Origin of the sequence: Shewanella sp. DC2-4 (assembly GCF_013248875.1) — a bacterium.
Lineage (GTDB): Bacteria > Pseudomonadota > Gammaproteobacteria > Enterobacterales > Shewanellaceae > Shewanella > Shewanella oncorhynchi.
The window spans coordinates 3,332,914-3,357,756 of the sequence record NZ_JABRVR010000002.1 but is presented as its reverse complement, the minus strand read 5'-3'; the positions used below and the strand labels follow the sequence as shown (position 1 = coordinate 3,357,756).

The following is a 24,843-nucleotide window of genomic DNA, read 5'->3' as shown; positions in this document are numbered from 1 at the left end:
TTTTCTAGAACTTTTTAAAAGGTGTGATTATTAAAGATACAACTGGATAAGCTATGTTGTTACAGCTGAATTTTTATAAAAGCAAAAATTAGCTATAAACTATTTGGCAAGTTTACATTCTTTAACATTCTTCATGCCTTCACCGTCAGTTACTGACTGCAACCCCGCACCGCCAACAAAAACACCTATTTTTATATATTGCTCGATAAAGTAGTTTTTACCACCTTCTGTCGATAGTTTTAAATTATTTTCACTGAATTCTGATTCGGTAGAAAGTGTTTGCTCACCTGGTTCTACTTCCTTGTAGAAGTAGACTTTATTAGCAGATTCGCCAATCATCTCACCATTAATATAGATATTTTTCTTTAGAGCCTGACCCGCAAAACTATTGCGGTATATATAAATCCCTGTTTTATTGTCAGCTGGCTTCTGGAATGTCTTAAGCTTTGCATCTTCCTCTTGTGAAGCCATTGGTACTGTGGCACAACCTGAGAGTAGAAGGAAAATGGCCAGCATAGGCGTTAGAAGTTTTTTTAACATGATTTGTCCTTAAATAAGTGTCTTATTTTGATTGTAAAAATACAAGCTTTTGTTATTTAGATAAATTTATCTTGATTTATAACGCTTTAGTTTATTGAGCTTTTAAAGTTTTTAAATGTGTTATCTCCTTTGGGCTCGTTTGAACATTCAACATGAACGCCATAACATTGGCAGAATGTATGGAATGTCATGTTGGTAAAGTCAGCTATTATCATTTTTGCGCAAGAGCACTCGGCCAAAAATAAGTTATTATAAAGTCATTAAGAGGCAGATTAATGGTGTTTTTATTTTTGCTAAATATAACTTAAGTTTTATTGGTTTACTAATGATTTATTTTAAATTTTGTGATGTCAAATAGTAGTCTGCTTTGTTTGCTGTTATTTTTAAAAGCGAGTGATTATTTTATTTTTGGTCTTTGGTCTTTGGTTTTTTCTTGCAGTTTTACGATTTTTATAAATCGTAAAATGATTAAGTAATAAGTCGCTAGCGCTTAAGGTAGTTTTGTTTATGTTGCTGATTAACTAAATTAGACTCTATTGTAATATGAAGTTATAGAATGGATTAGGTTTATTACTTGGGTAGGGGTTAAGTGGTCTGATATTTAGCTCAATTTATAAAGAAGTTTTAAATCAGCAATGATTTAAGTATTCTACTTAAGGTTACTTGTATGTCCATGGTTAACTTAGTAGGTGTTGACTGACTAGCTTAGTACTACTAAATAGTGGAATGGAATAAGGACGATGAGAGGAACTCAGTTTTAGTATGATAAGTACTGTTGCAGATAAATTGAATACTTCATAGGGATTATTTTTAAACGCGTTTGTTCATCTATACCCACTCGTACGGCTGTTTCAGATAATCAACCCGACATTAGTCTAATAGTGTGTTGCTTGACCTCAGTCGCTAACTCAATGAAACTCTCCATTAAATCACCTCCTACTAAAGTATGGATAATTAAATAATGTTAATTTTCTTTATTTGTATCGCACTCTTAGTGCTTGCATACAAGTTCTATAGTCCCTTTGTTGAGCGGCAAGCGGGTATAGATCCTAAAGCGATAACACCACAGGCGAGATTCGAAGATGGCGTCGATTACGTTCCGGTTCATCCGGCTAAAGCGTTTTTGATCCAGTTCCTCAATGTCGCGGGTGTGGGGCCGATATTTGGCCCGATCCTCGGTGCACTTTACGGCCCAATAGCCTTAGTGTGGATTGTACTGGGGAATATTATTGGCGGCGCAGTACATGATTATTTTTCTGGCGTGCTCAGCATAAAAGAAGACGGTAAGAGTCTGCCAGAGATTGCGGGCCACTACTTTAATATTTACTTTAAAGGCGTGATGTTGCTGTTTACGGCTATGCTGCTGTTTTTTGTGGGCGTGGTCTTCATCATGAGCCCCGCAGGTTTGCTGAGTAATCTCGATTATTTTAAAGACACCATCTTTGGCAATAATACCTTCTGGGTGTTAGTGATTTTAGTCTATTACTTTTTAGCGACTATGCTGCCGATTGATAAAATCATCACTAAATTATATCCCGCATTTGGTTTGTTGATGATAGTCATGACAGTTTCTATCGCCGTTGCTCTAATGATCAATGCGCCGCAGTTACCTGAAATGGGTGATGTGTTTGCCTATTTCGACCACAGCCATTACAACAATGAGTTACTCGAACCAAACCCTGATGGGCTACCTGTTTGGCCACTGTTATTTGTGACTATTACCTGTGGTGCGATTAGCGGTTTCCATTCAACTCAAGCGCCTATCATGGCTCGTTGCTTGACGAATGAGAAATATGTTCGCCCTGTGTATTATGGCGCTATGGTTGCTGAAGGTATCGTTGCTTGTGTATGGGCAACGGCGGGTATTGCAGCTTTCCCTGGCGGTTATGTTGAGCTTAAGAGTTTGCTCGACCAAGGTGGCCCAGGTTTAGTGGTTAACCAAGTGGCAACTACGTATTTAGGTGTTGCGGGCGGTATTATGGCGATTGTGGCCGTGGCTATCTTCCCTATCACCTCTGGCGATACCGCATTTCGTTCGCTGCGTTTGACGATTATCGATGCCTTCCATATTCCGCAAAGTATGCGTAATCGCTTATTGGTTGCAGTGCCTATTCTGACCATTGCGTACTTTATGACGAAGATCGATTTCTCTTTGATTTGGCGTTACTTTGCCTTCTCAAATATGCTGCTATCAACCAGTGTATTGTGGTTAGCGACTAAGTATTTGTTCGATCGTGGGACCTTCCATTGGATTGTTAGCTTACCAGCGATTGGCGGCACCAGCGTTACTGTGTCTTATATTATGACTGCGGGCATTGGCCTAGGTTTACCGCAACCTTTGAGCCAGCCAGTGGGTATTGCTGTCGGGGTTATCTGTTTAGTTGCCCTGATCATTGCGCACAATAGACGCAAACCTGTGGCAGAAGTTAAATAGTCAGTTATCCCATAGTTTTACCCAATAAAAATCAAGGGCTGCATTTTGCAGCCCTTGTTTTTTTATGATTGGTATCATTCTACTATCCTTTAATAGCTTATTTTAGAAAGGGTAATTTTTGCTGAATATTTTTTAATGAGCGGATTCATCGCGTTTCATCTAGAGGTAAGGTAAGGTCGTTAGACTGGTTTTTATTTCTCTATTGAAACGATTAGTCTGTGGTAGAGAGCGTTAAGCAGTACAAACTTGCGGCAAAAGTCATTTAGATTTTATTTACTTGAATATTTTTTGCGAACAGAAGGAGAGCACGTTATGTCTGAGAACAAATGTCCTATGCACCATTCTGCTGGTGGCACCTCGAATCGAGATTGGTGGCCTAAACAGCTCCGACTCGATATTCTGCACCAACACTCTTCCTTATCTAATCCTTTGGGTGATGACTTCAATTATGCTGAAGCCTTTAAATCCCTCAATTTAGCTGCTGTAAAGCAAGATCTCCTCGCATTAATGACGGATTCACAGGACTGGTGGCCAGCAGATTTTGGCCACTATGGGCCGCTATTTATTCGTATGGCATGGCACAGTGCTGGCACCTATCGTACCGGTGATGGACGTGGCGGAGCGGGGAGTGGTAATCAACGTTTTGCACCGTTAAACAGCTGGCCAGATAACGTAAACCTCGATAAAGCACGCCGGCTCCTTTGGCCGATTAAACAAAAATATGGCAATAAAATCTCTTGGGCCGATTTGATGATCCTCACGGGGAATGTCGCGCTGGAATCTATGGGATTCAAAACCTTAGGTTTCGCTGGTGGGCGAGTCGATATTTGGGAACCCGAAGCTGATATTTACTGGGGCGCGGAAAATAAATGGTTAGACGATAAGCGTTACTCGGGAGAGCGAGATCTTGAAGATCCCCTCGCCGCAGTCCAAATGGGGTTGATTTATGTTAACCCTGAGGGACCCAATGGCGACCCAGATCCTTTCGCTGCCGCTGTAGATATCCGCGAAACCTTTGCCCGCATGGCGATGAATGATGAAGAAACCGTAGCCTTGATTGCCGGTGGTCATACTTTTGGTAAAACCCATGGTGCAGGTGACGCAGCATTAGTCGGACCTGAGCCAGAAGCCGCAGGTATTGAACAGCAAGGGCTAGGTTGGCAGAGTCGCTATAAAAGCGGTAAAGGGGGCGATACTATTTCCAGTGGCCTCGAAGTGACTTGGACTTCAACACCAACCCAATGGAGTAACAATTTTTTTGAAAATCTATTCGGATATGAATGGGAACTGACTAAGAGCCCTGCGGGTGCCCATCAGTGGATACCTAAAAATGGCGCGGGTAAAGGGGTGATCCCCGATGCGCATGATGCCTCAAAACGTCATGTGCCAACCATGTTGACTACCGACCTTGCACTGATCTTCGATCCTGATTACGAGAAAATATCACGTCGATTCTTTGAAAATCCCGATGAGTTTGCCGATGTATTTGCAAAAGCTTGGTACAAGCTGACACACAGAGATATGGGGCCATGCACACGCTATTTGGGTCCTGAAGTGCCTGCAGAAACGTTTCTTTGGCAAGACCCAATTCCAGCGGTTGATCATCCTCTGGTTAATGAGCAGGATGTCACGGATCTTAAACTGAAGATTATCGGTTCTGGATTAACGATTTCAGAAGTTGTATCAACCGCTTGGGCCTCGGCGTCGACCTTCCGGGGCTCCGATATGCGCGGTGGTGCGAACGGTGCGCGAATTCGACTCGCGCCGCAAAAAGATTGGCCAGTGAATCAGCCTGAGCAGCTCGCTAAGGTGCTCAAAGTGCTTGAGAGTATTCAGTCTGAGTTCAATCAAGGAGGTAAGAAAATCTCCCTTGCTGACTTGATTGTGCTGGCAGGCTGCGTCGGTATTGATCAAGCGGCTAGAAATGCGGGGGTTGAAGTGACGATTCCATTTACGCCGGGTCGTATGGATGCCACGCAAGCACAAACTGATGTGGAATCTTTTGCGGTACTTGAACCTGTCGCAGATGGCTTTAGAAATTATCATCCCACTCCGTTTTCTGTTTCGGCGGAGGAGTTATTGGTCGATAGGGCACAATTGCTGACCTTAACTGCGCCGGAAATGACAGTGCTTATTGGTGGTCTGCGGGTGTTAGATACGAACTCTGATCAGTCAAAAACGGGTGTATTGACTGCGCGTCCTGAGTTTTTGACCAATGACTTTTTTGTTAACTTGCTCGATATGGGGACGACGTGGAAACCCACTTCTAAAGCGGAGGATATGTTTGTGGGTGTTGATCGTGTCAGCGGCCAGCAAAAGTGGACAGCAAGTCGTGTTGATTTGATCTTTGGCTCTAATTCGCAGCTGCGTGCACTCGCAGAAGTGTACGCGAGCAGTGATGCACAGCTACGATTTGTCGATGATTTTATCGACGCTTGGACTAAGGTGATGAACTTAGATAGATTCGATCTTCGCTGAGCTTTTATTTATTAGTCTTTTTAGTGGTATATGGACCCAATTTAGGCGCCGCAGGGGTTAATGCAGACCGAGCGTTTAAGTGGATTTTCAGTTAAATGATCGCCTAATCCAAAGTGGTTAAGCGGTCATTTTTATTCATGTGCTTTGACGCTCATCAATTTAGGTGGAATATGAATATTCAGCAAATGTCGGGTTTAGCCATTTTACAGGCAATGGCAAGGGGTGAATTACCCGCACCTTCTATCTCTCTCACTATGCCAATGTCGCTGGTTCAAGCCGACGAAGGAACGGTGACATTCCATGCGACTGCCGATGATAAGCACCTCAACCCATTGGGCGGCGTTCATGGTGGTTTTGCCGCGACTGTATTGGATTCGGTTACAGGTTGCGCCGTGCATACATTGCTTGAAGCGGGTGTCGGTTACGGCACTATCGACTTGAATATTAAAATGATTCGACCTGTACCTAAACATCAAGTGTTAGTGGCTGAGGGCAGGGTGATCAATTTATCTAAGTCTTTAGGTATTTCGGAAGGTACGCTAAAAACGCAGGATGGAAAACTGCTCGCCACTGCTACGGCGACTTGTATGATTTTAAGGCCATAAACCGATTTTGCGGGCTGGCGATATTATCTCTTCGAGTTAACATGCTGAGCAGATAATTAACCTATGCCGAAGGTGCACTTTATCTTCAGATATTAAGTCGACGGCCCTCTTGCTGGCAGTGAAGTTTTTATGGGCGTGAATTCAGTAAATAACGGAATTTTTTAATCATATTTTCATAAATAGGCCTCAAGATTGAAAATAGCTAGCATGCCATATTCCATTCGACAGAAAGTATGCTAGATTCTGGCGAATTGTTGCTGATCGCTGTATTGTTACCTCTGTCATCAACAGTTCTCCACAGGGCCATCGCTGCAATTGAGTCAGATTTGCAGGGAAGTGTCAGGAAGTTACACCAATTCAGAGTCTGCTTATGCAACCCAATTTATTTCCCGAACAAAGAAACGTTTATCAAGAATCGAGGGTGACACTACCCTCGATTGAAGCCCAATCTTCCTCTCGTCGCGGCCGTTTGCAGCGTATGGTTGGCGGCGTATTGTTAACCTGTAGCGTATTGCTGAGTCTTTCAGCATGTGCGGCAGGTAAGCAGGCGTCACCAGAAGGTGAAGAGTTTAGTTACGCTTGGCTTAAGGGTTATGCACGTACTATGGCTGCACAACCCTATGAGAGTCATAAAGGCGAATTACCTAAAAGCCTTCAGGGCATGAGTTGGGATGATTACCAACAATTCCACTTCAAGAAGAAAGCCGCACTATGGCGCGATCAAGATTCGGAGTTTCGTGCCGAACTGTTCCATCTTGGGCTGTTTTTCGATACCCCTATTCATATTTATGAGCTAAATGAGGGTAAGGCTAAGTTAATCGAATATTCACCTTCAATGTTCGATTACGGCAAGTCAAAGGTCAAAGGTAGTCAGTTGCCTAAGGATCTTGGTTTTGCGGGTTTCCGCATGCAATTTAATACCGATTGGCAGCGAGACATTGTTGCCTTCCTTGGCGCTAGTTATTTCCGCGCCGTGGGTCAAGAAATGCAGTACGGTTTGTCGGCTCGCGGCTTAGCGGTTGATACTGCACTGCCAAAACCCGAAGAGTTTCCAATGTTCACCAATTTCTGGTTAGAAAAACCTAAACCAGGATCGAATATCACCACTGTGTATGCCTTGTTAGACTCTCCGAGTGTCACGGGGGCTTATCGTTTTGATATCGAACCGGGTGAACGTTTAAAAATGAAGGTGGATGTGGCTGTTTATCCACGTAAAGCGATTGAACGTCTAGGCGTTGCGCCACTGACAAGTATGTTTATGGTGGGTGAGAACGATCGCCGCACCGGTTATGACTGGCGTCCAGAAATCCATGATACCGATGGTTTAGCCATGCACACGGGGAATGGTGAATGGATTTGGCGTCCGCTAGGTAACCCTGAAAACCTGCGATTCAACGCCTATAGCGATGAAAATCCAAAAGGTTTTGGCTTACTGCAACGTGACCGTAACTTCGATCATTATCAGGATGACGGCGTGTTTTATGATAAACGCCCAAGCCTATGGATTGAGCCAACCAGCAGTTGGGGCAAAGGTTCTGTGCAGTTGGTTGAAATTCCAACACTGGATGAAACCTTTGATAACATAGTGGCTTTCTGGAATCCTGCTGAGCCGATTGTTCCTGGTCAAGAGCTGCTGTACAGCTACAATATGTACTGGGGTGGCATTCCACCGGTTCAATCACCCCGTGCTCGGGTTGTCGATACCTTCACCGGGATTGGCGGCGTAGTTGGCCAGAAACGCAAATACTACAGTAAGCGTTTTGTGGTTGATTTCGCGGGCGGAACTTTACCTATGATAGGTAAAGACACCCAAGTTAAAGCCGTGATCACAGCATCTGAAGGCAAAGTGGAAATTGAATCTGCCCGTCCTCTAGCCTCGATTAATGGTTACCGCGCTATGTTTGACGTAGTGCCCCCGGGAGATGGTACTGAGCCGATTAACCTGAGAGTCTATTTGGAGGTCGATGGTCAGCCATTGTCTGAGACTTGGATGTATCAGTGGAATCCGCCTGCAAAGGATGATCGTGAATTGCACAATGCAGGTCATCTGCAATAAGCGATTCGTGATTCATTAATCTAAAACGCCAGCTAACTTAGCTGGCGTTTTTGTTTTAGCTTGAGCCACTTTTTACTTTATACGGCTTGATAGGTTAGGACTAGATTATCTAAAAAATGCCCCAGTAACTGATTCATCCTAGCCGTTGATTGCCCCAGTATGAATTCAGGGCTTTGAATATATGGCATTTTCTGTATGCTAGAAAAAGCATTTTCTTGAGCAATTAATGGCGCTAATTGGCTACTAATAAATTCAAGATGGCATTGAAATCCAAAAACTAAATTTGTGTAACGTACAATTTGCCGCGGGCAGGCTGCACTTGTGGCGAGCACTTCGCAATCGGGAGTGAGGCCAGGCATGTCGTTATGCCAGTGGCCGACCACTTCAGTTGTCGAAAATGTCTTAAGGTTAATATCACTTTTTCCTGCCGCAGTCAGTTCAATGGGGAAGTAACCAATCTCGGTATGCGGGCTCTTTTGATAACGGGCACCTAATGACTCACCGATTAACTGTGCCCCAAGACAAACCCCCACAACGGCTTTATTTTTTTGGATAGCTTGTCTGATAAACCTTTGTTCTGCTTGGCTATCAAAATATGGACAATCGTTTTGGCATGTCGCGGGAGACTGAGGGCCACCGAGGATAATTAATAGATCAAAACCATCACTATTGTCGGGTAAAGCTTCATCTAGATAGATTCTGCTAAAGCTCATACTGTAGTTTTTGCTTGCAGCCCAATCGCTAAAATAGCCTGGACCTTCATAGCTTTCATGGATAATGCAATGAATGCGCATCGAGTTTTCCTGTGTCTTTTATGGGATAACGCTATGCTACAATCCTTTTTATTTGGCTGAATAACGTTATATGGACAAGTAATGATGCTAAGTCGCCAACTCGATTCGATTAACGCCATTATTGAGCAAGCGCCTAATATGCCTTCTTTTGTCAAAACGATTGAGATGCAGAAGGGTTATGTGGATGTTTTACACCAGCACTGTTGGCATCAGCTTATTTTTCCGCTTCAAGGCCTGTTACAGACAGAGGCAAATGAGGCACTTTTTTTGGTCCCCCATACCACAGCGCTTTTTGTGCCTGCAGGTGTCATGCATGAGTCTGTTGCGATTACAGATACCTGCTTTATTGGTGTCTATTTGAATCCTATGTATGGTCGAGATTATGGTGCCATGGTTAAGCCCGTCGCCATGAGTGCTTTTATAAGGGAGTTAGTGCTAACGCTCAGAAAACAATGTGCTTTTAATACCCCAACGAATGTTGATCCAATGGTTCAGGCGCCAATACTGCGTTTGCTTGAGGTGTTATATGATCAAATTAATAGTGCGGAAGGACAGACTTTCAAGTTACTGATACCGCAAGACAGGCGCCTAAAATTGATTTTTGAGCATTTAACCCAAACGCCAGCTTTAGATTTCTCTTTAGTGAAATGGGGTGAGATGGTTGGGGCATCGGAACGAACATTGTCGAGGCTATTTGTGAGGGAGTTTGGTTCTTCATTCGTATTATGGCGTCAACATTTACGGCTGATCTATTCGCTGTCGTTATTGGCCACTGACCTATCAATACAGAATGTGGCCCACCAAATTGGTTATCAAAATGATTCATCCTATATCAAAGCCTTCAAGGAGCGTTTTGGGATGACGCCACAGCGATTTCGGTTAGGCGATCATGGGATATAACCCTGTTACGGTTTATGGCGTTTAACACTGCTTTTAGTTGAATTATTTAACATTGAATCAATGTTTGCCCTTTTCGCAGCACAGATATTCATTTAGCCGAATAAAATCAAGCCAGTTGTAATTGCAAGCATGCTACTGAGTTATTGGGGGCTAATTCACTTTTTGACAATCTAAACAATTTTTCACTGTAAAAGACCCCAAACTTGGGCGTAATCTGTGGGCGTTCTCGCCATGGGTAAGTATTTTATGTTTGAAATGTTCACAACGTTAGGCTTTGCGTGGTCGGTGGGTTTAGTCCTTGCCGTACTTTTTGTACTGGCATACGAATTTATTAATGGCTTCCACGACACGGCAAATGCGGTGGCGACGGTGATCTATACCAAGGCTATGCCGGCAAATCTGGCGGTCGTTACCTCTGCACTATTTAATTTTGCGGGTGTGCTGTTAGGGGGGTTAGGGGTGGCCTATGCGATAGTGCATTTATTACCCGTAGACTCCTTGCTCGGTATGGACTCAATCCAAGGCTTGCTGATGGTGTTTTCCCTGCTATTTTCGGCAATTATCTGGAACTTAGGTACTTGGTATTTTGGTATTCCGGCATCGAGTTCCCATACCTTGATTGGTTCGATAATGGGCGTGGGTGGCGCGTTCGCTTGGATAAATCATCAGCCTATCCTACAGGGCATTAATGTCTCTAAAGCAACGCAGATCATGCTGTCCTTGATTATTTCGCCGACCTTAGGGTTTGTGATGGCAGGGATTTTTTTGCTCATCATGAAATACGTTTGGCAGAAACATAAAATTCACCGTACCCCAGATGAGCAGATGCAGATTAATGGTAAAAAACACCCTCCATTTTGGGCAAGGGCGAGTTTAATTATCTCCGCTATGGGGGTGAGTTTCGCCCATGGTTCTAACGATGGACAGAAGGGGATAGGTTTAGTGATGCTAGTGCTGATTTGTATGGCACCGGCTTATTTTGCCTTGGACATGGGCAGTCAACCCTATGATTTAGAAAGAACTCAAGATGCTAATCGTCGCATTATGGCGATTTATGACCGTAACCAAGCCGTTATTGCGGATGTTATCGACTTTAAAGCCTTGGTCAACGTTCCCGAATATATGCTGGCCCATTGCTCATCTGCCAATGTATTACCGGCGATGTCGTTGCTTGACCGTCGCTTAGCAAAAGTCTCAACTTACAAAGATATGGATGTAGAAGAGCGACGCGAGGTGCGACGTTTATTGTTGTGCATCGATGATACTGCTCGCCAAGTGGCTAAATTGGATCTTCCTGCTAAGGATTTGAGTTCATTGGCTAAATGGCGAAAAGATCTCACTAGAACTACTGAGTATGCGCCCATTTGGGTGATTATTGCCATTGCTACTGCGCTGGGTTGCGGCACGTTGGTGGGTTGGCGGCGGATTGTATATACAGTGGGGGAAAAAATTGGTTCATCGAGTATGACTTACAGCCAAGGCATTGCCGCGCAGGTCACCGCTGCCGTCTCTATTGGGATTGCCAGTATGACGGGGATGCCGGTATCGACGACTCATATTTTGTCTTCCGCTGTAGCGGGTACTATGGTGGCTAATCGTTCAGGGCTTCAGATCCAAACCATTAAGCAGATCATGCTCGCTTGGCTGCTGACACTACCTATTACTATGTTGCTCTCCGCGAGTGTGTTTATCCTTGCCAATGCACTTTGGGGTTAGCCAAGAATACTCAAGTTGAATGCTCACATAGCCAAGCCTTGAGGGCTTGGCTTTTCGGTTCAGTGCCGTTTCCCGCGATAATTACCTAAGCCATCTTGTTAGAGTTGAGCCTTCAACACCAACAAGGACATAAGATGGCTGAGCAATCTAGAATACTTTTCAAAGCACTACATCAACAATCAGAGCCGCTGATATTAACTAACGTTTGGGATGCCGCCAGTGCGGCCATCATCCAAGCATCGGGCGCCCGTGCGATTGCGACCAGTAGCGCGGCATTGGCTTGGTCGCTTGGTTATCCCGATGGGCAAGCGCTACCTAAAGCGGCTTTATTGGACGTAGTGAACAATATCCTACGACTGAGCCGAGTGCCCGTGACGATAGATATTGAATCTGGTTATAGCCAAGATCCCTATGAGGTTGCTGCTTTTGTTGCGAAGCTCGCTGAGCTTGGCGTAGCAGGAATTAATATTGAGGATGGCAGTGCAGGTGTTGCTGAGATGGTGGCAAAAATTAAAGCTATTCGCGCCCATCCTCGTTGCCAAGGATTATTTATTAATGCGCGAACTGATGTGTATTTACTGGGTTTAGCCAGTGGTGAGGCCGCTGTTGTTATGACTATCGATAGGTTAACTCAATATCAGGCTGCGGGTGCGGATGGTGGCTTTATCCCTGGCGCGAATCAGGTCGAGACCGCTAAGCGCTTGTCTGCCGCTGTGGATATGCCACTGAATTTTATGCTATTGAATGAGCAGATGGATATCGGCGAGTTATTTGCCGCAGGTGTGCAGCGTTTTTTCACTGGCCCAGCTTCATTTTTACAGGCCTATAGCACTTTGCTTAATCCAATTTTGTTAAATTCAATTAAGGCAAAACCGTTTCAGCGAGAGTCAAATGATGCGGTTATTGCCGTTGATAAGGATTCAATACCTAAAGCCATTTCCCTTGGTTTTGAGCAAATGAATAACTTATTTATCCCGAGTTAAAGCTGTTTTTCATCTATACCCAAGCTACCTGAAGATACGAGTTTCAGAGCGCTTAGGGTGCTTCAATTCAAGGCGCATCAATGACAGAATGTCGGCCACCTTCTGAATTGATGCAACACGGAAGTGGAGTGCCCTAAGCGCTCCGTCCCGGCGGGTTTTAACGCACTCTATGCCGTGTTGGCTATTTTTAACTTAGTCCACTAGGTCTGCAAATAGCCGCCTTGCCTAAAGTGCGTTAAATTCCCGCTGAATCCTGCATCTTCAGGTTGTTTGGGTATATACCCACGGCGAGTTTGCCGTGGGTTTCTTCTTACGTCCGTTTTACTTAGCGCCCGTTTTACCAAGAAAGTCCCATCTGCGTGCTTGTCTCCTCAGGTTTCTTATCAAGCAGGCGTAGCTCGGCGAGTTGAATGTGCGCTGCAATTTGGCTGCGCAATTTTTGATAGAGACGGATGGCTAGTTCAGGCGCGGCTTCATTGTCGGGAGTATGGATAAACAGATAGGGTTCTCGACCTTCTGCGAGCCACTGCGGGAGTTGGGTGAGCCAATTATCAAAAAAGGTATCGTTATCCTTAGGTAAAACAGCAACGCCTTGCTGTGCGAGTTGTGCGACGGCATCGTCTGGTTGGCCGATAAAGCGCACCACTGGATTATTGGCGGTGGCAATTGCATGCACTGGCACTCGAGGTTTTTTCTTGTGAGCGTCGATAATCGCGACATTGCAGGGCGGCAGTGCAAACAAGGGCCTACTGTCCATGATGATGCGATTCACTTTTTTATCGATGAGTAATCGATTAAGCGCACGCTCGGCATCTCCTTTAGCAAAAAACGCTGCATGCCTGACTTCGACGCCATAGGTTAACCCTTGGGGGATTTGATCTAGAAATTGCGCTAACGCAGGCAAGTTTTCTGGGCCGAAATGGGCGGGCAGTTGAATTTTCCAGATCCCTGTTTTATCGATTAATGGTGCCATTATCTGGAAAAAATCTTTCAATTCTTGGCCGCAGTGTTGCAATAATCTTTGGTGAGTGATGGTTTGCGGTAGTTTGAAGGTAAAACGAAAGCTATCGGGCGTGGCACTGTGCCAATTCATTACTGTTTGCTGTGCAGGCGTTGCGTAGAAGCTGGTGTTCCCTTCGACAGTATTGAATATTGTCGCGTAACGGGCGAGTCGCTCCGCTCGTTTAGTTCCGTGACCATACACACTTTCTTGCCAATTCGAGTGCGACCACATGGCAAGCCCAAGGCGAAAATGCTTGGGTTGATGTAACGGAGAGCACAATCGGTCCAAAAATAAATTCCTTTAATGCGATTTGCGCGTACCAAAGCAGCGCCCTGATGTTGACCAACATTTTAGGGCATTGTGCCGATATCTGTCGTCCAGAGTCAAATAGTGCCACCGATGGCCTTAAGTATTGTGTTTGATTTTGTTTGAATTTAACTCTGCAAAAGTCGGACTTAACTGAGCCAACTCTGGAATGACATTGAAAATTAACCTACTCTAATAGTGCGTTATTATTATTTTTATGCTTATGATCAAACTTAGGACTTAGCCAAAGACGGACGTTTATTGGAGAATTACGTGAATAATGATGGCTACACTTCCTTAAGCAATTTTATCGACCTTCTCTTGGATGCTATTTGTGTCGTCGATAAAGCGGGGAGGTTTGAATTTGTCAGTGCTGGGGCAGAACGTATTTTTGGCTATACCCCAGAAGAAATGATGGGTATGCAGATGCTAGATCTTGTCATTCCAGAGGATAGGGAACGCACTCTCGCAACGGCCAATGAAATTATGGCAGGTCGCTTTAAAGTCGATTTTGAAAACCGTTATGTGCGTAAAGATGGTGTTATCGTCGATATTCTTTGGTCTGCACGTTGGTCCGATGCTTATCAACAGCGTGTCGCAGTCGCTAGAGATATTTCTAAGAGCAAAAATGCCGAACGTAGACAAGCAGCCTTATATGAGATTTCAGAGGCTGTGCATGTCGCTGAGGACTTGCTAGCCCTATATCGTCGAATTCATGAAATTATTGCTAAATTATTGCCTGCAGCAAACTTTGCTATTGCATTGTACGATCAAGATTTAAATGAATTAAGTTTTCCTTATAAAGCCGCTACTGGCGAGGATTCGCTTATCGATATCGCAAGTTTCAGTGTGTTCACTGACCAAGTGATCCGCAGTGCTGAGTCTTTACTCCTGTGTCCCGTGACCTTAACTGATTATCCCCAAGCGATTCGTGAAGATTTGGGTAATGGTAGTTTAAGTTGGCTGGGTGTGCCGCTAAAGCTACAGAAAGGCGTTATCGGCGCTTTGATTATGCATAGCTTGCCCACTTCGGCTTCATATACACACCAAGACCGTGAGTTATTGGAGTTTGTTTCTACGCAAATAGCCTTTGCGATTGAGCGCCGACAAATGCTCGCGCGATTAGAGCATATTGCACTTTATGATCAGTTAACCTTGTTACCCAATCGTGAGCTTTTTTACGATAGATTTCAAAAGGCGCTATCTCGAGCCCATAGGGAATCAAGTTATTTCTCTTTGCTTTATTTAGATTTAGATAAATTTAAGTGGGTTAACGATACTTTTGGTCATAGCGTGGGCGATTTATTACTGCAAGTGACAGCGCAGCGAATAGTCAGTTGTGTGAGGGGCTCAGATACCGTTGCGCGTTTTGGGGGGGATGAGTTTGTCATCTTACTTGAACGAGTCGATTCAGCACATAATACCCTGCTGGCCGCACAAAAAATATTGCAAGTATTCGAGCAACCCTTCGAGCTTGCCGAACAGCAGATCTATATTCTGCCGAGTATCGGTATTGCTCTGTATCCAGAGCACGGTGAAGATGAGAAACAGCTTATTTCCTGTGCCGATACTGCTATGTATAAAGCTAAAAAGAATGGCGGAAATCGAATTGAAATGGGTTATCAAGGATTAAGAAACTTACATGCTGAGCTTCGGCCTGAGGCCAATATTCCTGAAAATAAAGCGATGAAGATTATTTAAGCTTGCTTTAGGTAAGCCATTGTAAGTCTTTGAAGAAATAATATGTAAAGAAATGCCCGCAAATGTCACTGACACTTGCGGGCATTATTGTATGGAATTGTTGATGTAATCTTTATATAAAATAAGGCTTTTGATTACAGTTTGAAGCGATTAACTTCCTGCTGCAATGATGCGGCTAAATGGGCGAGCTCTTGAGCTTGGACCATAGACGTTTGTGCCTCAATCGAGAGATTCTCTGACACTTCACGAATCGACTCTGTATTACGGTTGATTTCGCTGGTGACTGAGGTTTGCTCCTCGGCTGCTGTGGCAATTTGGCTCGCCATATCTGAAATATCATTAATGGCTTTGCTGATTTGCAACAGACTTTCGCTGGCTGAATTAGCATCGGCCACACTGGTTTCTGCCATTTCATGACTTTGAGTCATAGACTTAACGGCTTTGCCTGCGGTTTGTTGTAGGGTTTCGATCATCGCTTGAATTTCTTGTGTCGATGAATGCGTACGTTGTGACAGTACACGCACCTCGTCAGCAACTACAGCGAAGCCGCGACCTTGTTCTCCGGCACGTGCCGCCTCAATGGCTGCATTGAGTGCAAGTAAGTTGGTTTGCTCTGCGATGCCACTAATGGTCAACAAAATGCTGTTGATCTTTTGTGAGTGCTCGTTCAGTTCACCGATAATTCGCCCTGCAGTTTCGACTTCACTGGCTAAATTACGGATAGATTGCTGGCTTTGCATTACCTGTTTATGGCCATGGTTTGAAAGTCCGACCGCATTTTGAGCTGTCTGCGCTGTATGCTCAGCATTACTGGCAATTTCCTCGGTGGCGCTGGCCATTTCGGTCACCGCAGTGGCAACCATAGTCACTTCATCTTGCTGTACTTCAATGCGTTGGCTGTTATCCGTTGCCGACGCACTACTTCCTTTGGCTTGATATTCCAATTGACCCGCAATTTTGTGCATGCGGGAAATCATACCGTGTAGACGTTCTACAAAGCGGTTAAAACCCGAAGCTAACATACCAATTTCATCGTGACTGTTGGCAGTATGAATGCGCACAGTGAGATCGCCATCTCCCTCGGCAATATCATTGAGTGCTTGGGCAACGCGTTCGAGATCTTTGAATTGAATTTTAAAGATGGCGATTAAAATCAAACCAAACAGCACCAATAGTGCAACACCTACGGCAGACATCCACCAAGCGAGATCGGTTGCCTGTGACATGATTTCTTGCTTATCCATTACGAAAATCAGCGCCCAGTCTGTTGAGGGTATTGCCGCAACATAGACTAACTTAGTGGCACCATCGAGGTTTCGCTCTTCCATCGTATTGGCATTAGTGCGCTGTGATAACCAGTTATTACTAAAATTACTATCGATTTTAGTGAGTTGTTGAGTATTTAGCTGGCTATTGGGATGACTAATAATGAGCCCTGCATTATCGACCATCAGAGTGTAACCTTTGCCTGGTACTTGGAGGCGCTGCACTGCATCTGTTAACTGATCTATGGTTAAGTTCGCAGCCGCTACGCCTATGAGCTGGCCTGAGCTCATCACAGGTTCTGCTATAGTTACGACTTGTTTTTTCAATGTGGCGCTGACGTAGGGCGCCGTCATGATCATTTTACCCGCCGTTTTAGCATCCATATACCAAGGGCGAACGCGGGGATCATAATTTGCGGTATTCAGCGACGGATCTTGACGATACATGTTGCCTTGCTCGTCACCATAGTAGGTGAGGGCAAAGTCAACCGCAGTATGCGCTTGCAACAAATGAGGGGTAACGTTGGTACTAGGATCGGCTTCAATGGTTTGCTTTAGGCTCGTAATGGCCATTTTTCTGTCTTGTATCCACTGACCTATGCCGGATGAAAAAGTCTTCGCCAGTTGGTCAATTTCATGTTGGGTGTTTTCTAACGCATTATTTCTAATGAAATAACTAGAGATACTCACGAGTACAGCAATAGTGATCAGTACAGCGGAAAGACTGCTAAACAGCAGCCGCGTTTTGAGTGTCGATCGCATAATCTATATCCTTTATATTCCGTTAGCTCTCTAACGTTGTTTTAGTATAGCGGCAGTACGGGGCAAAACATTAAATCATTGAAGAATTATAGTAATAAATTTAGAAGTGACGCCCATAATTTATGAATTTAATAATTACATGATTTTTATATCAATAACGATTGCGTCAGCGGTTGTTTATTTGATGAGCTGATGGAACTTAGCAGACTAAACTGAAGAGATGAATAATATTTTACAGGTGATAAATAACATTAGTTATCGTCAGTAAGCCGTTAAAATACATAAGCTCAAGCTAACAATTTAATTAAATATGTCACTGGTTGTGAGTGTGATTAATTCATTATTCAGAATGCTGGCTTGTTTATATCAAAGGTTAGTGAGCTTAATTTTGCGCAGGTAGCATCTTGTGTGCTGGTTCAAGTTTAAGACTCATCTGTAATAGAACATAAAAAAGGGACTCCTAGGAGCCCCTTGTTAATTTTAAAATGACCTAAATATTAGTGGGTCATCTTATTTTTGATCAGCACACAACGCTGCTCTATTTGACGGGTTTCCAGTAGATTACGGCGGGTAAGGTTAGATAGCCCAGTTTGGCGATCAAGTACTTTGTCCAATGCCGCTATGCTAGTGTAATTACAATCGGTTGGGATGAGGAAATGGCTATAATTACGCATAAATACAGGCCCTTTTTTGTCCATATCCATTAAGCTCGCCAGACGCTCTTCCGCTGTAGCCGCGCTTAATAGTTTTTGCTCAGCAGGATAAAGATTTTGCATAATAATCCGCTGTTTGGAGAAAGGTAGGCTGTCTAGATGTACTTTACTTAACCAACGACGTTTTGCGGCCGCTTCAGGGCGGATCACTTGTGCCGCAAGTGCCGCTTTTTCACCAGAGTCTGAATTATCCTTGGCAGCTTCTTTGGTTAAGCGCTGCAGCGCGTTAGGAAAATCATAGCGATTAAGCTGGGTGATGATTGCCCATCGTAAATCTTGATCTAAAGTTAACCCCTTAATTTTTGTTTCACCATCAATGAGTTGTGCTAAATGACGCAGTGAATCTCTGTCGCTTGCTAAACTGACATAGGCATTGAACCAGATCCGTTGGAAATCATTATCGCCTTTATTTTCCATTGCTTTTCTCAGACTCATTTGGCTTAAGCCTTTAATTGCATTTTCAGCGTAGTTTTGCTGAATAGGGGCGATCTGCGCGAGATATTCCTTCGAGCGCAACATGCTATCGATGATCTGACCAACAATCGTGTAGTCCGTCTCAGCAGGCGCGTTAACAAACACTGTGCTTAGGTATTGATCTAAGCTCAATTTACCTTCGCGGACGCTGTCCCACAGACTTTGCCACAGCATAGATCGCAGTAGTGGATCGGAAATATTACTCAGTTGTTGTTTTGCGGTATTAAATGACTTGTCATCAAGCTCGACTTTCACAAAGCCCCAATCATCAAAGTTTGGATAGACTAGGTCAGGGCAGCGCTCACCAATCAGTTGTTTAACTTCAGTACGCTCGCCTTTGTAAGTCACTGGCACTGTAATGTCATTTCGCAGATCAAAGCGACCTTGGGTAAATAAAGCCACTTGGACTTTTTGTTCACGTAATGTGGGTAGCTCTGCGCTTGCAGGGAGCTGTCGTAGGCTAAATTCGCTGATTCGGTTGCCCTCACAACGATATTCCGCCTTGATGGTGTTAACGCCCGCGCTGTAGAGCCATTCTTGAGTCCATGCACTTAAATCGCGGCCAGCGGCTTTCCCTAGGCTATTGATAAAATCGTCTAACTCAGCGTTTTGATAACTGTATTGTTTTAAATAGTTACTGACGCCACGACGAAACACCATGTCCCCGAGTAAATGGCGTAATTGTTTCAGCGTTGATGCGCCTTTTTGGTAAGTGATAGCATCGATATTGTCGAAGGCGTTCTGGGTTGTTGCTACTGGTACTTCAATGGGGTGCGTGGTGACTAAGCTGTCTTGCTCATAGGCTTTTTGCTTGCCTTTAGCGTAGAAGGTACGCCAAGCATTGGTGAACTCTGTGGCTTCTTGAGTCGCAAGTGTGCCCATAAATGAAGCAAAACTTTCATTTAACCACAAGCCATTCCACCATTTCATGGTGACGAGATCGCCAAACCACTGGTGCGCCATTTCGTGCATGATCACGCCCGCAAGATTTTGCTTCTGATCTGCTGTCATAGCTGCTTTATGAAGGAAGATATCTTCGGAAAAGGTCACTGCGCCCGCGTTTTCCATCGCGCCATAAAGGAAGTCTGGCACTAGAATTTGATCGTATTTCTTAAAGGGGTAAGGAATACCAAAGTAATTATCGAAAAAAGTTAACCCTTGTTTTGTATAGGTAAACCAATCCTGCTCCGTGACTTGGTTAGCAACGGATTGACGGGCGAACAGGCGCATAGGATAGCGGCCTGAGTTGTCTTGCCACATGTGATAAGGGCCCGCGTGCATCGAAAAGTTATATGGGCTTAGCTTAGGTGTTTGTGGAAAAGTCCAACGATTGTAAGCACCCGCTGGGGTGATTTGGCTTTCACGCATCGAGCTAATGACTTGCCAGTCTTTGGGCGCTGTTACCGTAATTTGATAGTTAGCCTTGAGATCCGGTTGGTCGAACACTGCGAACATCTGCTGAGCTGCAGCGGGTTCAAAATGAGAGTAGAGGTAGACCTTGCCATCGATTGGATCTTTAAAACGGTGTAAACCTTCACCATTGGTGCTGTGGGCACGGCTAAATTGCACTTCTATGGTATTTTCACCTGAGGTGAGCAAACGCGTATTTAAGCTGATGTAAGCGCCATTGTAATTGGGGTATACGGCGGTACCGTTGATGATAAAGCGTTTTATCTGCGCCTTGTTTAAATCTAAGCTCAGTTGTTTTGGCACTTCACTTAATTGAAATGTCACTTTGGAGGTGGCGGAAAACTCGGCGTCCCCTGTGAGCTGAAAATCCAAGTCATAGTGAATATCGGAGATGACCTGCGAGCGAAGCGCAGCCTGATATTGGCTAATATAAGCGCTAGCATCACGTGGACCCGTATTGAGTGTACTTTGGGTTGCACACGACATTAATGTGCCGCAGGTAAGGGCAACGAGACTGGCTTTAAACAAGTTCACAACTTAAATCCTTCAACGATTTGTTTTGTTTTCTGCTTGGATGTTTGCATTCAATATCGTGTGTGTAGGTTTGCCTTTGTGGCAAATTATCCCTCGCGCCAGCGCCAATTTTGAGCATCATCATCGCAGTGTATTTTGGCCGAGTACACTACCTTATTTACCTTGGATTACCAATGTTAAAAATGTAAAAAAAAGCCAGCGTTAACGCTGGCTTCTTGAGATTACTGTTTGGCAGAATTAAGTGCCAATAGGACAATTACATGCCTAAGAAAGACTTAGACTTCATCTTACGGATTTCTTTTTCATCAGACCATTCGATAAGGCCTGTTTCTAAATCCATTAAACGCATTGTCATCTTATAGTAGACGTCTTTAGTGCTACCGTCTTGCTTCACTATGCTAGATAAATTGCCATATAACATGTATTGAGCGCCAATTTGACGACCAAACTTGATGGCGGTTGATGGGTCAACCATGCCAGTGTTGTTTTGGTAATCCAGTTGTTTACGGACTGAATCTACTTTAGTCATGTCGATAAAACGGAACTTGCCTGAGCGCAATAATTTGTTACTGATAGAGTCAGTGACAGACTCAGTGTCGATATGTTCTGAGGTTTTGTTTTTGATGCTATCAACAAATAAAATCGGGCGGTCATTGGCTGTTATTGCCACGATAGGAGGGAAAGTCATCATGCTATCCACCATCTTGGCTGCAATAGCTTGTAGATCCGTCGAGCCAAAGTTCTCATTGACGGTTTCAACTTCTGTGGCATCGCCATATTCGACTTTAGATTGACATGCAGCTAGACCCATAACGGCAGCCAGTACAAAAATCAGTTTAAATTGTTTCATAGTCAGTTCCATTTTGTGATTGTATAAACTTAATGACACACGTCTTATTCAAATACCACAACCGCTAGGCTAAATGATTATTGAATAAATTCGGGTGTAATTACCAGTATCAATTGCCCAGACTAAGGTGGTTTTGCCTGCTGCAACATCAATTTTAGCCGGTGGCGCTTTGTCTAACTGCAAAGTGTATTCACCTGCACTCAAATAACGCCGCCCGATCTGTGCTTGTTTAGGGAGCGTCAGCCAACTACGACGATCCGCTTGTTCTGTTACTACGTTAAAAATCTGCATCGCTATACTGCCAATATCGGCAGCATTGTTCCCTGGTTTACCACTCTTCTCAATCTGATAGGCCATCTCAGATTTAGCATAGACCCTAGCGACTTGGCGAACTAGCGTCGCGGGCAGATCTTCCTTGAGTGCTGTGATGGCTAAGGCATCGATATTGGCAATAGGTTCAGTTTTCAGCACTGTACCTAAACCTTGCACTTGCGTCTCTGGCACAAAAGTATTGTTTGGCATGTAGGTAGCGAGTGACACTGTCTGCCAGTTACCATGGATAGTAAAAGGTACCGTGAGAGCTTGTTTTGCTGGCACAAAGCCGCGCTCGACCATCAAAATTACTTGGCCATCTTTGGGGTTGGGCAATTTAGCATCGCCCCAACGGCGCTTAAACTCATCATACTGTGGCATGCCGAGTTGCTTGGCGAGGCGGACCAGATCTTGCTGTAAATAGGTGTTATCTGGAGTGATTTGTGCTGCTTTACGATAATCGATATAGGCATCGTTCGGCTCACCCAGCACTTCGTGCAGTACGCCAGTGGTGTAATAACTGTAAGCGTTTAAGAAAGAACTGGTGACTGTGCCCGCGGCTTGTCCTAGTTTGTTAACCTCGGCATCTATGGTGCCGTTTGCCATGGCTTGAACTGACTTTTGTGATTTTTGATAGCGTTCTTGCTCGCTGCTCTGTAGTTCGTTACTGCGACGAACTTCGACGAGAGCCCCCTGATAGTCGCCACTAAACAAATAGTTAAGAGCTTGGTATTGGTGCAGCATAATGCGTTCATACCCAGGGCCTCTGTACGGAATCGCATTGTCGTTTAACACTAAGCTGCTGGCTGTTGCGCCAATGTCACTAACGCTGACTTTGGCCTTATCATCAAAGGCGGTATAAGCATCTACTGCTTGCTGATAATATTTTTTACTGGCAGCAAAATCGCCGGCGACTTGAGCAATACGTCCCGCTTCTTGGGCATAGAGTAAGCCGTCATTGCCATTGATATTACTGGCAAGTTTGTCGATATCGGCCATGGGAGTCGCACTATTAAGCTCTTGTTTGAGTGGTTCGATCTGCGCAGGATAATTAATGAAAATACTGTTATAAGCGCAGCCCGATAAGTTTAAAACCAATCCCATTGCCAAGGTTGGTGCAATAAATGCGCGAGAAAAAGGTGTAACGAAGGACAGTTTCATTATTGCGCTTCACCTTTTTTGATGGATTGGGCTGAAATCGCCTGAGTCTGTTCTGGCATAAGTGAACGCTCGAGTAATGTGATCCCTTGAAGGTGATCAAATTCATGTTGAAAAATCCGTGCAATAAAGCCCGTTAATTCGGTTTTTTGCCACTCGCCTTGTAAATTTTGATAGCGTACTTCAATGGCTTGATGTCTTTGTATCGTAAATCTTTGCCCCGGTACAGATAAGCAGCCTTCTTCTCCGCTGACCAACTCGCTTGATGCATTAATGATTTGCGGATTAACCACGACCACAGGCGCCATATTAGGCGCGTCGGGATAACGCTCATTAGGGCGAGAAGCCATAATAAATAAGGCTAAAGGGCTGTGAACTTGGGGGGCTGCGATACCAACGCCATTGGCAGCGTCCATGCTGGCAGACATTTGCTCGGCAAGATGCACGAGCTCTGCATCGAAATGGTGCACTGTGATTGCAGTCTGCCTTAGAATGGGTTCATCCACTAACGCTATGGGTAATAGAGTTGGGGTTTCTTTTGGCATTAAATGTTTAAACATCGCATTCCCTGGATATTTTGCAGTAACTGTTTTTTTAATCAAAGTTAACATCTAAAGCGTCAGTGTTAATAATGTGGTGGTGGCGTTTCTTCAGCCTGAGTCGCCATATTACTCGGTTCCATGTCCTGCAACTTACCAATTAACATGTGAATTTGGTGTTGCTGGTGAGCCACCAGTCGATTTAATTTGATGACCTCTTGGTTTAATTCTTCGACTGTGAGCTCTTGAAAAGCCAATTTGGTTTCTAGATCTTCAATCTGTGCTTGTACGCCTTGCATGGCTAACCTCTATTTCTGCCAAGTTTCAACTAAGCCTTGGCTACTGATACTAACGACTTTATTGGTATCTCGAATTGCCACAGAGTATACAACGGCTCCTCGATTTTGGCTGTTTTTAGTGAGTGCAACCTGCCATTTTTCAATTTGTTTACCCGAGTCACGTTGCCAGAGTATAACTTCCCGCGCTGGCGTACCTGTTAATAGCTGGCTGTCTTGTTTGATAAACCTCACCGCTGAAAAGTTCATTTGGCGACGGGTAATATCCAGCTTGTTTAATAGCTTACCGCTTGTGTTATCCCAGATTTTTGCTTCATCTGTGCTGCCATTGGTAAAACTTAAACTACCACTGTCGTTGAGTGCCACTTTGGTTATACGGCTGCCGAGTGTCCACGTATGAAGCGGTTGGCCAGTTTGTGCCTGCCAGAGAATCGCCTGCATATCATTTGACCCCGTTAATGCTAATCGGCCATCAGCAGAGAGGGCAACACTATTGACGCGCTCTTTATGTCCAAGAAATTTGATTAAGGCAGATTTTTCGGCATTAAGCGACATGACTGAACCATCATTTAAACCAATAAGTAGTGCGCCATTATCGGCTACCGCGACACTTTCACCGGATGAAGGTAAGGACCACCAGCCCAAAGGCTTACCGTCGGCTATTTTCCACATAGCAACTGAATCTCGGCTTAACGATGCTGCAAATATCCCGTTGGGAGAAATCGCCGTACCTGTGACGCCAGTATTAATATCGCCATGTATCCATTGGTATTTGAGGGTGTGGGTACTGAGATCCCAGCATTGAACTCCACTACTTTGAGTGGCAACTAAGGCGAATTGCCCATTACTTGATAGGCTCGCGCTATAGCTGGGCTCTGTTGTGAGAACACTGATATCTTCTGCTTTGGGGTGGCAAGCGATTAGAAAAACTGTGCAAATTACCAGCAGTAGATTTTTCTTCATGAACTTGCTCCCTAAGTTGTTGTCTTTAGACTTGATCAAGTGACATTAATC

Annotated in this window: 18 protein-coding genes; 8 read left to right on the top strand and 10 right to left on the bottom strand. The window is 44.4% G+C overall.

Annotation, left to right across the window (positions count from 1 at the left end):
* Nucleotides 1-99: 99 nt before the first annotated feature.
* Nucleotides 100-540 carry a DUF2846 domain-containing protein gene (locus HQQ92_RS15345; RefSeq protein ID WP_105250059.1) on the bottom strand — a complete coding sequence of 147 codons (441 nt, stop codon included), beginning with the start codon at nucleotides 538-540 and terminating at the stop codon, nucleotides 100-102.
* A gap of 961 nt (nucleotides 541-1,501) precedes the next feature.
* On the opposite strand from HQQ92_RS15345, the gene HQQ92_RS15340 reads away from it, so the two are divergent.
* The 4 genes from HQQ92_RS15340 to HQQ92_RS15325 all read left to right on the top strand — a co-directional run bounded on the left by HQQ92_RS15340 (nucleotide 1,502) and on the right by HQQ92_RS15325 (nucleotide 8,113).
* The gene (locus HQQ92_RS15340; protein ID WP_105250058.1) at nucleotides 1,502-2,974 is read left to right on the top strand and encodes a carbon starvation protein A; all 1,473 of its coding nucleotides are present in this window, start codon (nucleotides 1,502-1,504) and stop codon (nucleotides 2,972-2,974) included.
* 312 nt (nucleotides 2,975-3,286) lie between these two features.
* The gene (gene katG / locus HQQ92_RS15335) at nucleotides 3,287-5,452 is read left to right on the top strand and encodes a catalase/peroxidase HPI (RefSeq protein WP_173246531.1); all 2,166 of its coding nucleotides are present in this window, start codon (nucleotides 3,287-3,289) and stop codon (nucleotides 5,450-5,452) included.
* A gap of 170 nt (nucleotides 5,453-5,622) precedes the next feature.
* Nucleotides 5,623-6,057 carry a PaaI family thioesterase gene (locus HQQ92_RS15330; protein ID WP_173246528.1) on the top strand — a complete coding sequence of 145 codons (435 nt, stop codon included), beginning with the start codon at nucleotides 5,623-5,625 and terminating at the stop codon, nucleotides 6,055-6,057.
* A 370-nt stretch (nucleotides 6,058-6,427) separates the two neighbouring features.
* A complete protein-coding gene (locus HQQ92_RS15325) occupies nucleotides 6,428-8,113 on the top strand; it encodes a glucan biosynthesis protein (protein WP_173246525.1) in 1,686 nt (561 codons plus the stop codon).
* Between the two features lie 77 nt (nucleotides 8,114-8,190).
* Here the strand turns inward: HQQ92_RS15325 and HQQ92_RS15320 are convergent, their stop codons facing one another.
* Nucleotides 8,191-8,907: a type 1 glutamine amidotransferase gene (locus HQQ92_RS15320; RefSeq protein ID WP_173246522.1), complete on the bottom strand. Its 717-nt coding sequence runs from the start codon at nucleotides 8,905-8,907 to the stop codon at nucleotides 8,191-8,193.
* Nucleotides 8,908-8,991: 84 nt separating this feature from the next.
* Here HQQ92_RS15320 and HQQ92_RS15315 point away from each other — a divergent pair, with 84 nt between their 5' ends.
* The 3 genes from HQQ92_RS15315 to HQQ92_RS15305 all read left to right on the top strand — a co-directional run bounded on the left by HQQ92_RS15315 (nucleotide 8,992) and on the right by HQQ92_RS15305 (nucleotide 12,506).
* Complete coding sequence (locus HQQ92_RS15315) at nucleotides 8,992-9,807, top strand: helix-turn-helix domain-containing protein (RefSeq protein WP_173248684.1); 816 nt, start codon at nucleotides 8,992-8,994, stop codon at nucleotides 9,805-9,807.
* Nucleotides 9,808-10,053: 246 nt separating this feature from the next.
* Nucleotides 10,054-11,523, top strand: coding sequence for an inorganic phosphate transporter (locus tag HQQ92_RS15310; RefSeq protein ID WP_105252986.1), 1,470 nt, complete (start codon nucleotides 10,054-10,056; stop codon nucleotides 11,521-11,523).
* A 134-nt stretch (nucleotides 11,524-11,657) separates the two neighbouring features.
* The gene (locus HQQ92_RS15305; RefSeq protein ID WP_173246519.1) at nucleotides 11,658-12,506 is read left to right on the top strand and encodes an isocitrate lyase/phosphoenolpyruvate mutase family protein; all 849 of its coding nucleotides are present in this window, start codon (nucleotides 11,658-11,660) and stop codon (nucleotides 12,504-12,506) included.
* Nucleotides 12,507-12,843: 337 nt separating this feature from the next.
* On the opposite strand, the gene HQQ92_RS15300 is transcribed toward HQQ92_RS15305, so the two are convergent.
* Nucleotides 12,844-13,797 carry a DUF72 domain-containing protein gene (locus tag HQQ92_RS15300; RefSeq protein WP_173246516.1) on the bottom strand — a complete coding sequence of 318 codons (954 nt, stop codon included), beginning with the start codon at nucleotides 13,795-13,797 and terminating at the stop codon, nucleotides 12,844-12,846.
* A 291-nt stretch (nucleotides 13,798-14,088) separates the two neighbouring features.
* Here HQQ92_RS15300 and HQQ92_RS15295 point away from each other — a divergent pair, with 291 nt between their 5' ends.
* Nucleotides 14,089-15,516 carry a diguanylate cyclase domain-containing protein gene (locus HQQ92_RS15295; protein ID WP_173246513.1) on the top strand — a complete coding sequence of 476 codons (1,428 nt, stop codon included), beginning with the start codon at nucleotides 14,089-14,091 and terminating at the stop codon, nucleotides 15,514-15,516.
* A 134-nt stretch (nucleotides 15,517-15,650) separates the two neighbouring features.
* Here HQQ92_RS15295 and HQQ92_RS15290 read toward each other — a convergent pair whose 3' ends face one another.
* The 7 genes from HQQ92_RS15290 to HQQ92_RS15260 all read right to left on the bottom strand — a co-directional run bounded on the left by HQQ92_RS15290 (nucleotide 15,651) and on the right by HQQ92_RS15260 (nucleotide 24,792).
* A complete protein-coding gene (locus HQQ92_RS15290; RefSeq protein WP_173246509.1) occupies nucleotides 15,651-17,543 on the bottom strand; it encodes a methyl-accepting chemotaxis protein in 1,893 nt (630 codons plus the stop codon).
* A 497-nt stretch (nucleotides 17,544-18,040) separates the two neighbouring features.
* On the bottom strand, nucleotides 18,041-20,674 hold the full coding sequence (gene pepN / locus HQQ92_RS15285) for an aminopeptidase N (RefSeq protein WP_105250049.1): 2,634 nt from the start codon (nucleotides 20,672-20,674) through the stop codon (nucleotides 18,041-18,043).
* Between the two features lie 256 nt (nucleotides 20,675-20,930).
* Nucleotides 20,931-21,524: a penicillin-binding protein activator LpoB gene (lpoB, locus tag HQQ92_RS15280; RefSeq protein ID WP_173246506.1), complete on the bottom strand. Its 594-nt coding sequence runs from the start codon at nucleotides 21,522-21,524 to the stop codon at nucleotides 20,931-20,933.
* 69 nt (nucleotides 21,525-21,593) lie between these two features.
* Entirely contained in the window at nucleotides 21,594-22,997 is a 1,404-nt protein-coding gene (locus HQQ92_RS15275; RefSeq protein ID WP_113939848.1) for a COG3014 family protein, read from the bottom strand.
* On the bottom strand, nucleotides 22,997-23,554 hold the full coding sequence (def, locus tag HQQ92_RS15270; protein WP_173246501.1) for a peptide deformylase: 558 nt from the start codon (nucleotides 23,552-23,554) through the stop codon (nucleotides 22,997-22,999). Before def ends, HQQ92_RS15275 begins: the two co-directional genes overlap by 1 nt.
* Before the next feature lie 65 nt (nucleotides 23,555-23,619).
* On the bottom strand, nucleotides 23,620-23,832 hold the full coding sequence (locus HQQ92_RS15265) for a SlyX family protein (RefSeq protein WP_006080410.1): 213 nt from the start codon (nucleotides 23,830-23,832) through the stop codon (nucleotides 23,620-23,622).
* Nucleotides 23,833-23,841: 9 nt separating this feature from the next.
* A complete protein-coding gene (locus HQQ92_RS15260; protein ID WP_173246498.1) occupies nucleotides 23,842-24,792 on the bottom strand; it encodes a WD40 repeat domain-containing protein in 951 nt (316 codons plus the stop codon).
* Between the last annotated feature and the right edge of the window lie 51 nt (nucleotides 24,793-24,843).

Excerpts from the sequence above, each read along its gene's own strand:
- HQQ92_RS15315 (WP_173248684.1), top strand. The coding sequence starts at position 8,992 with ATGCTAAGTCGCCAACTCGATTCGATTAACGCCATTATTGAGCAAGCG.
- HQQ92_RS15310 (WP_105252986.1), top strand. The coding sequence starts at position 10,054 with ATGTTTGAAATGTTCACAACGTTAGGCTTTGCGTGGTCGGTGGGTTTA.
- HQQ92_RS15275 (WP_113939848.1), bottom strand. The coding sequence starts at position 22,997 with ATGAAACTGTCCTTCGTTACACCTTTTTCTCGCGCATTTATTGCACCA.
- HQQ92_RS15345 (WP_105250059.1), bottom strand. The coding sequence starts at position 540 with ATGTTAAAAAAACTTCTAACGCCTATGCTGGCCATTTTCCTTCTACTC.
- HQQ92_RS15290 (WP_173246509.1), bottom strand. The coding sequence starts at position 17,543 with ATGCGATCGACACTCAAAACGCGGCTGCTGTTTAGCAGTCTTTCCGCT.
- HQQ92_RS15260 (WP_173246498.1), bottom strand. The coding sequence starts at position 24,792 with ATGAAGAAAAATCTACTGCTGGTAATTTGCACAGTTTTTCTAATCGCT.
- HQQ92_RS15265 (WP_006080410.1), bottom strand. The coding sequence starts at position 23,832 with ATGCAAGGCGTACAAGCACAGATTGAAGATCTAGAAACCAAATTGGCT.
- katG (WP_173246531.1), top strand. The coding sequence starts at position 3,287 with ATGTCTGAGAACAAATGTCCTATGCACCATTCTGCTGGTGGCACCTCG.
- HQQ92_RS15305 (WP_173246519.1), top strand. The coding sequence starts at position 11,658 with ATGGCTGAGCAATCTAGAATACTTTTCAAAGCACTACATCAACAATCA.
- def (WP_173246501.1), bottom strand. The coding sequence starts at position 23,554 with ATGTTTAAACATTTAATGCCAAAAGAAACCCCAACTCTATTACCCATA.
- HQQ92_RS15330 (WP_173246528.1), top strand. The coding sequence starts at position 5,623 with ATGAATATTCAGCAAATGTCGGGTTTAGCCATTTTACAGGCAATGGCA.
- HQQ92_RS15340 (WP_105250058.1), top strand. The coding sequence starts at position 1,502 with ATGTTAATTTTCTTTATTTGTATCGCACTCTTAGTGCTTGCATACAAG.
- lpoB (WP_173246506.1), bottom strand. The coding sequence starts at position 21,524 with ATGAAACAATTTAAACTGATTTTTGTACTGGCTGCCGTTATGGGTCTA.
- HQQ92_RS15325 (WP_173246525.1), top strand. The coding sequence starts at position 6,428 with ATGCAACCCAATTTATTTCCCGAACAAAGAAACGTTTATCAAGAATCG.
- HQQ92_RS15320 (WP_173246522.1), bottom strand. The coding sequence starts at position 8,907 with ATGCGCATTCATTGCATTATCCATGAAAGCTATGAAGGTCCAGGCTAT.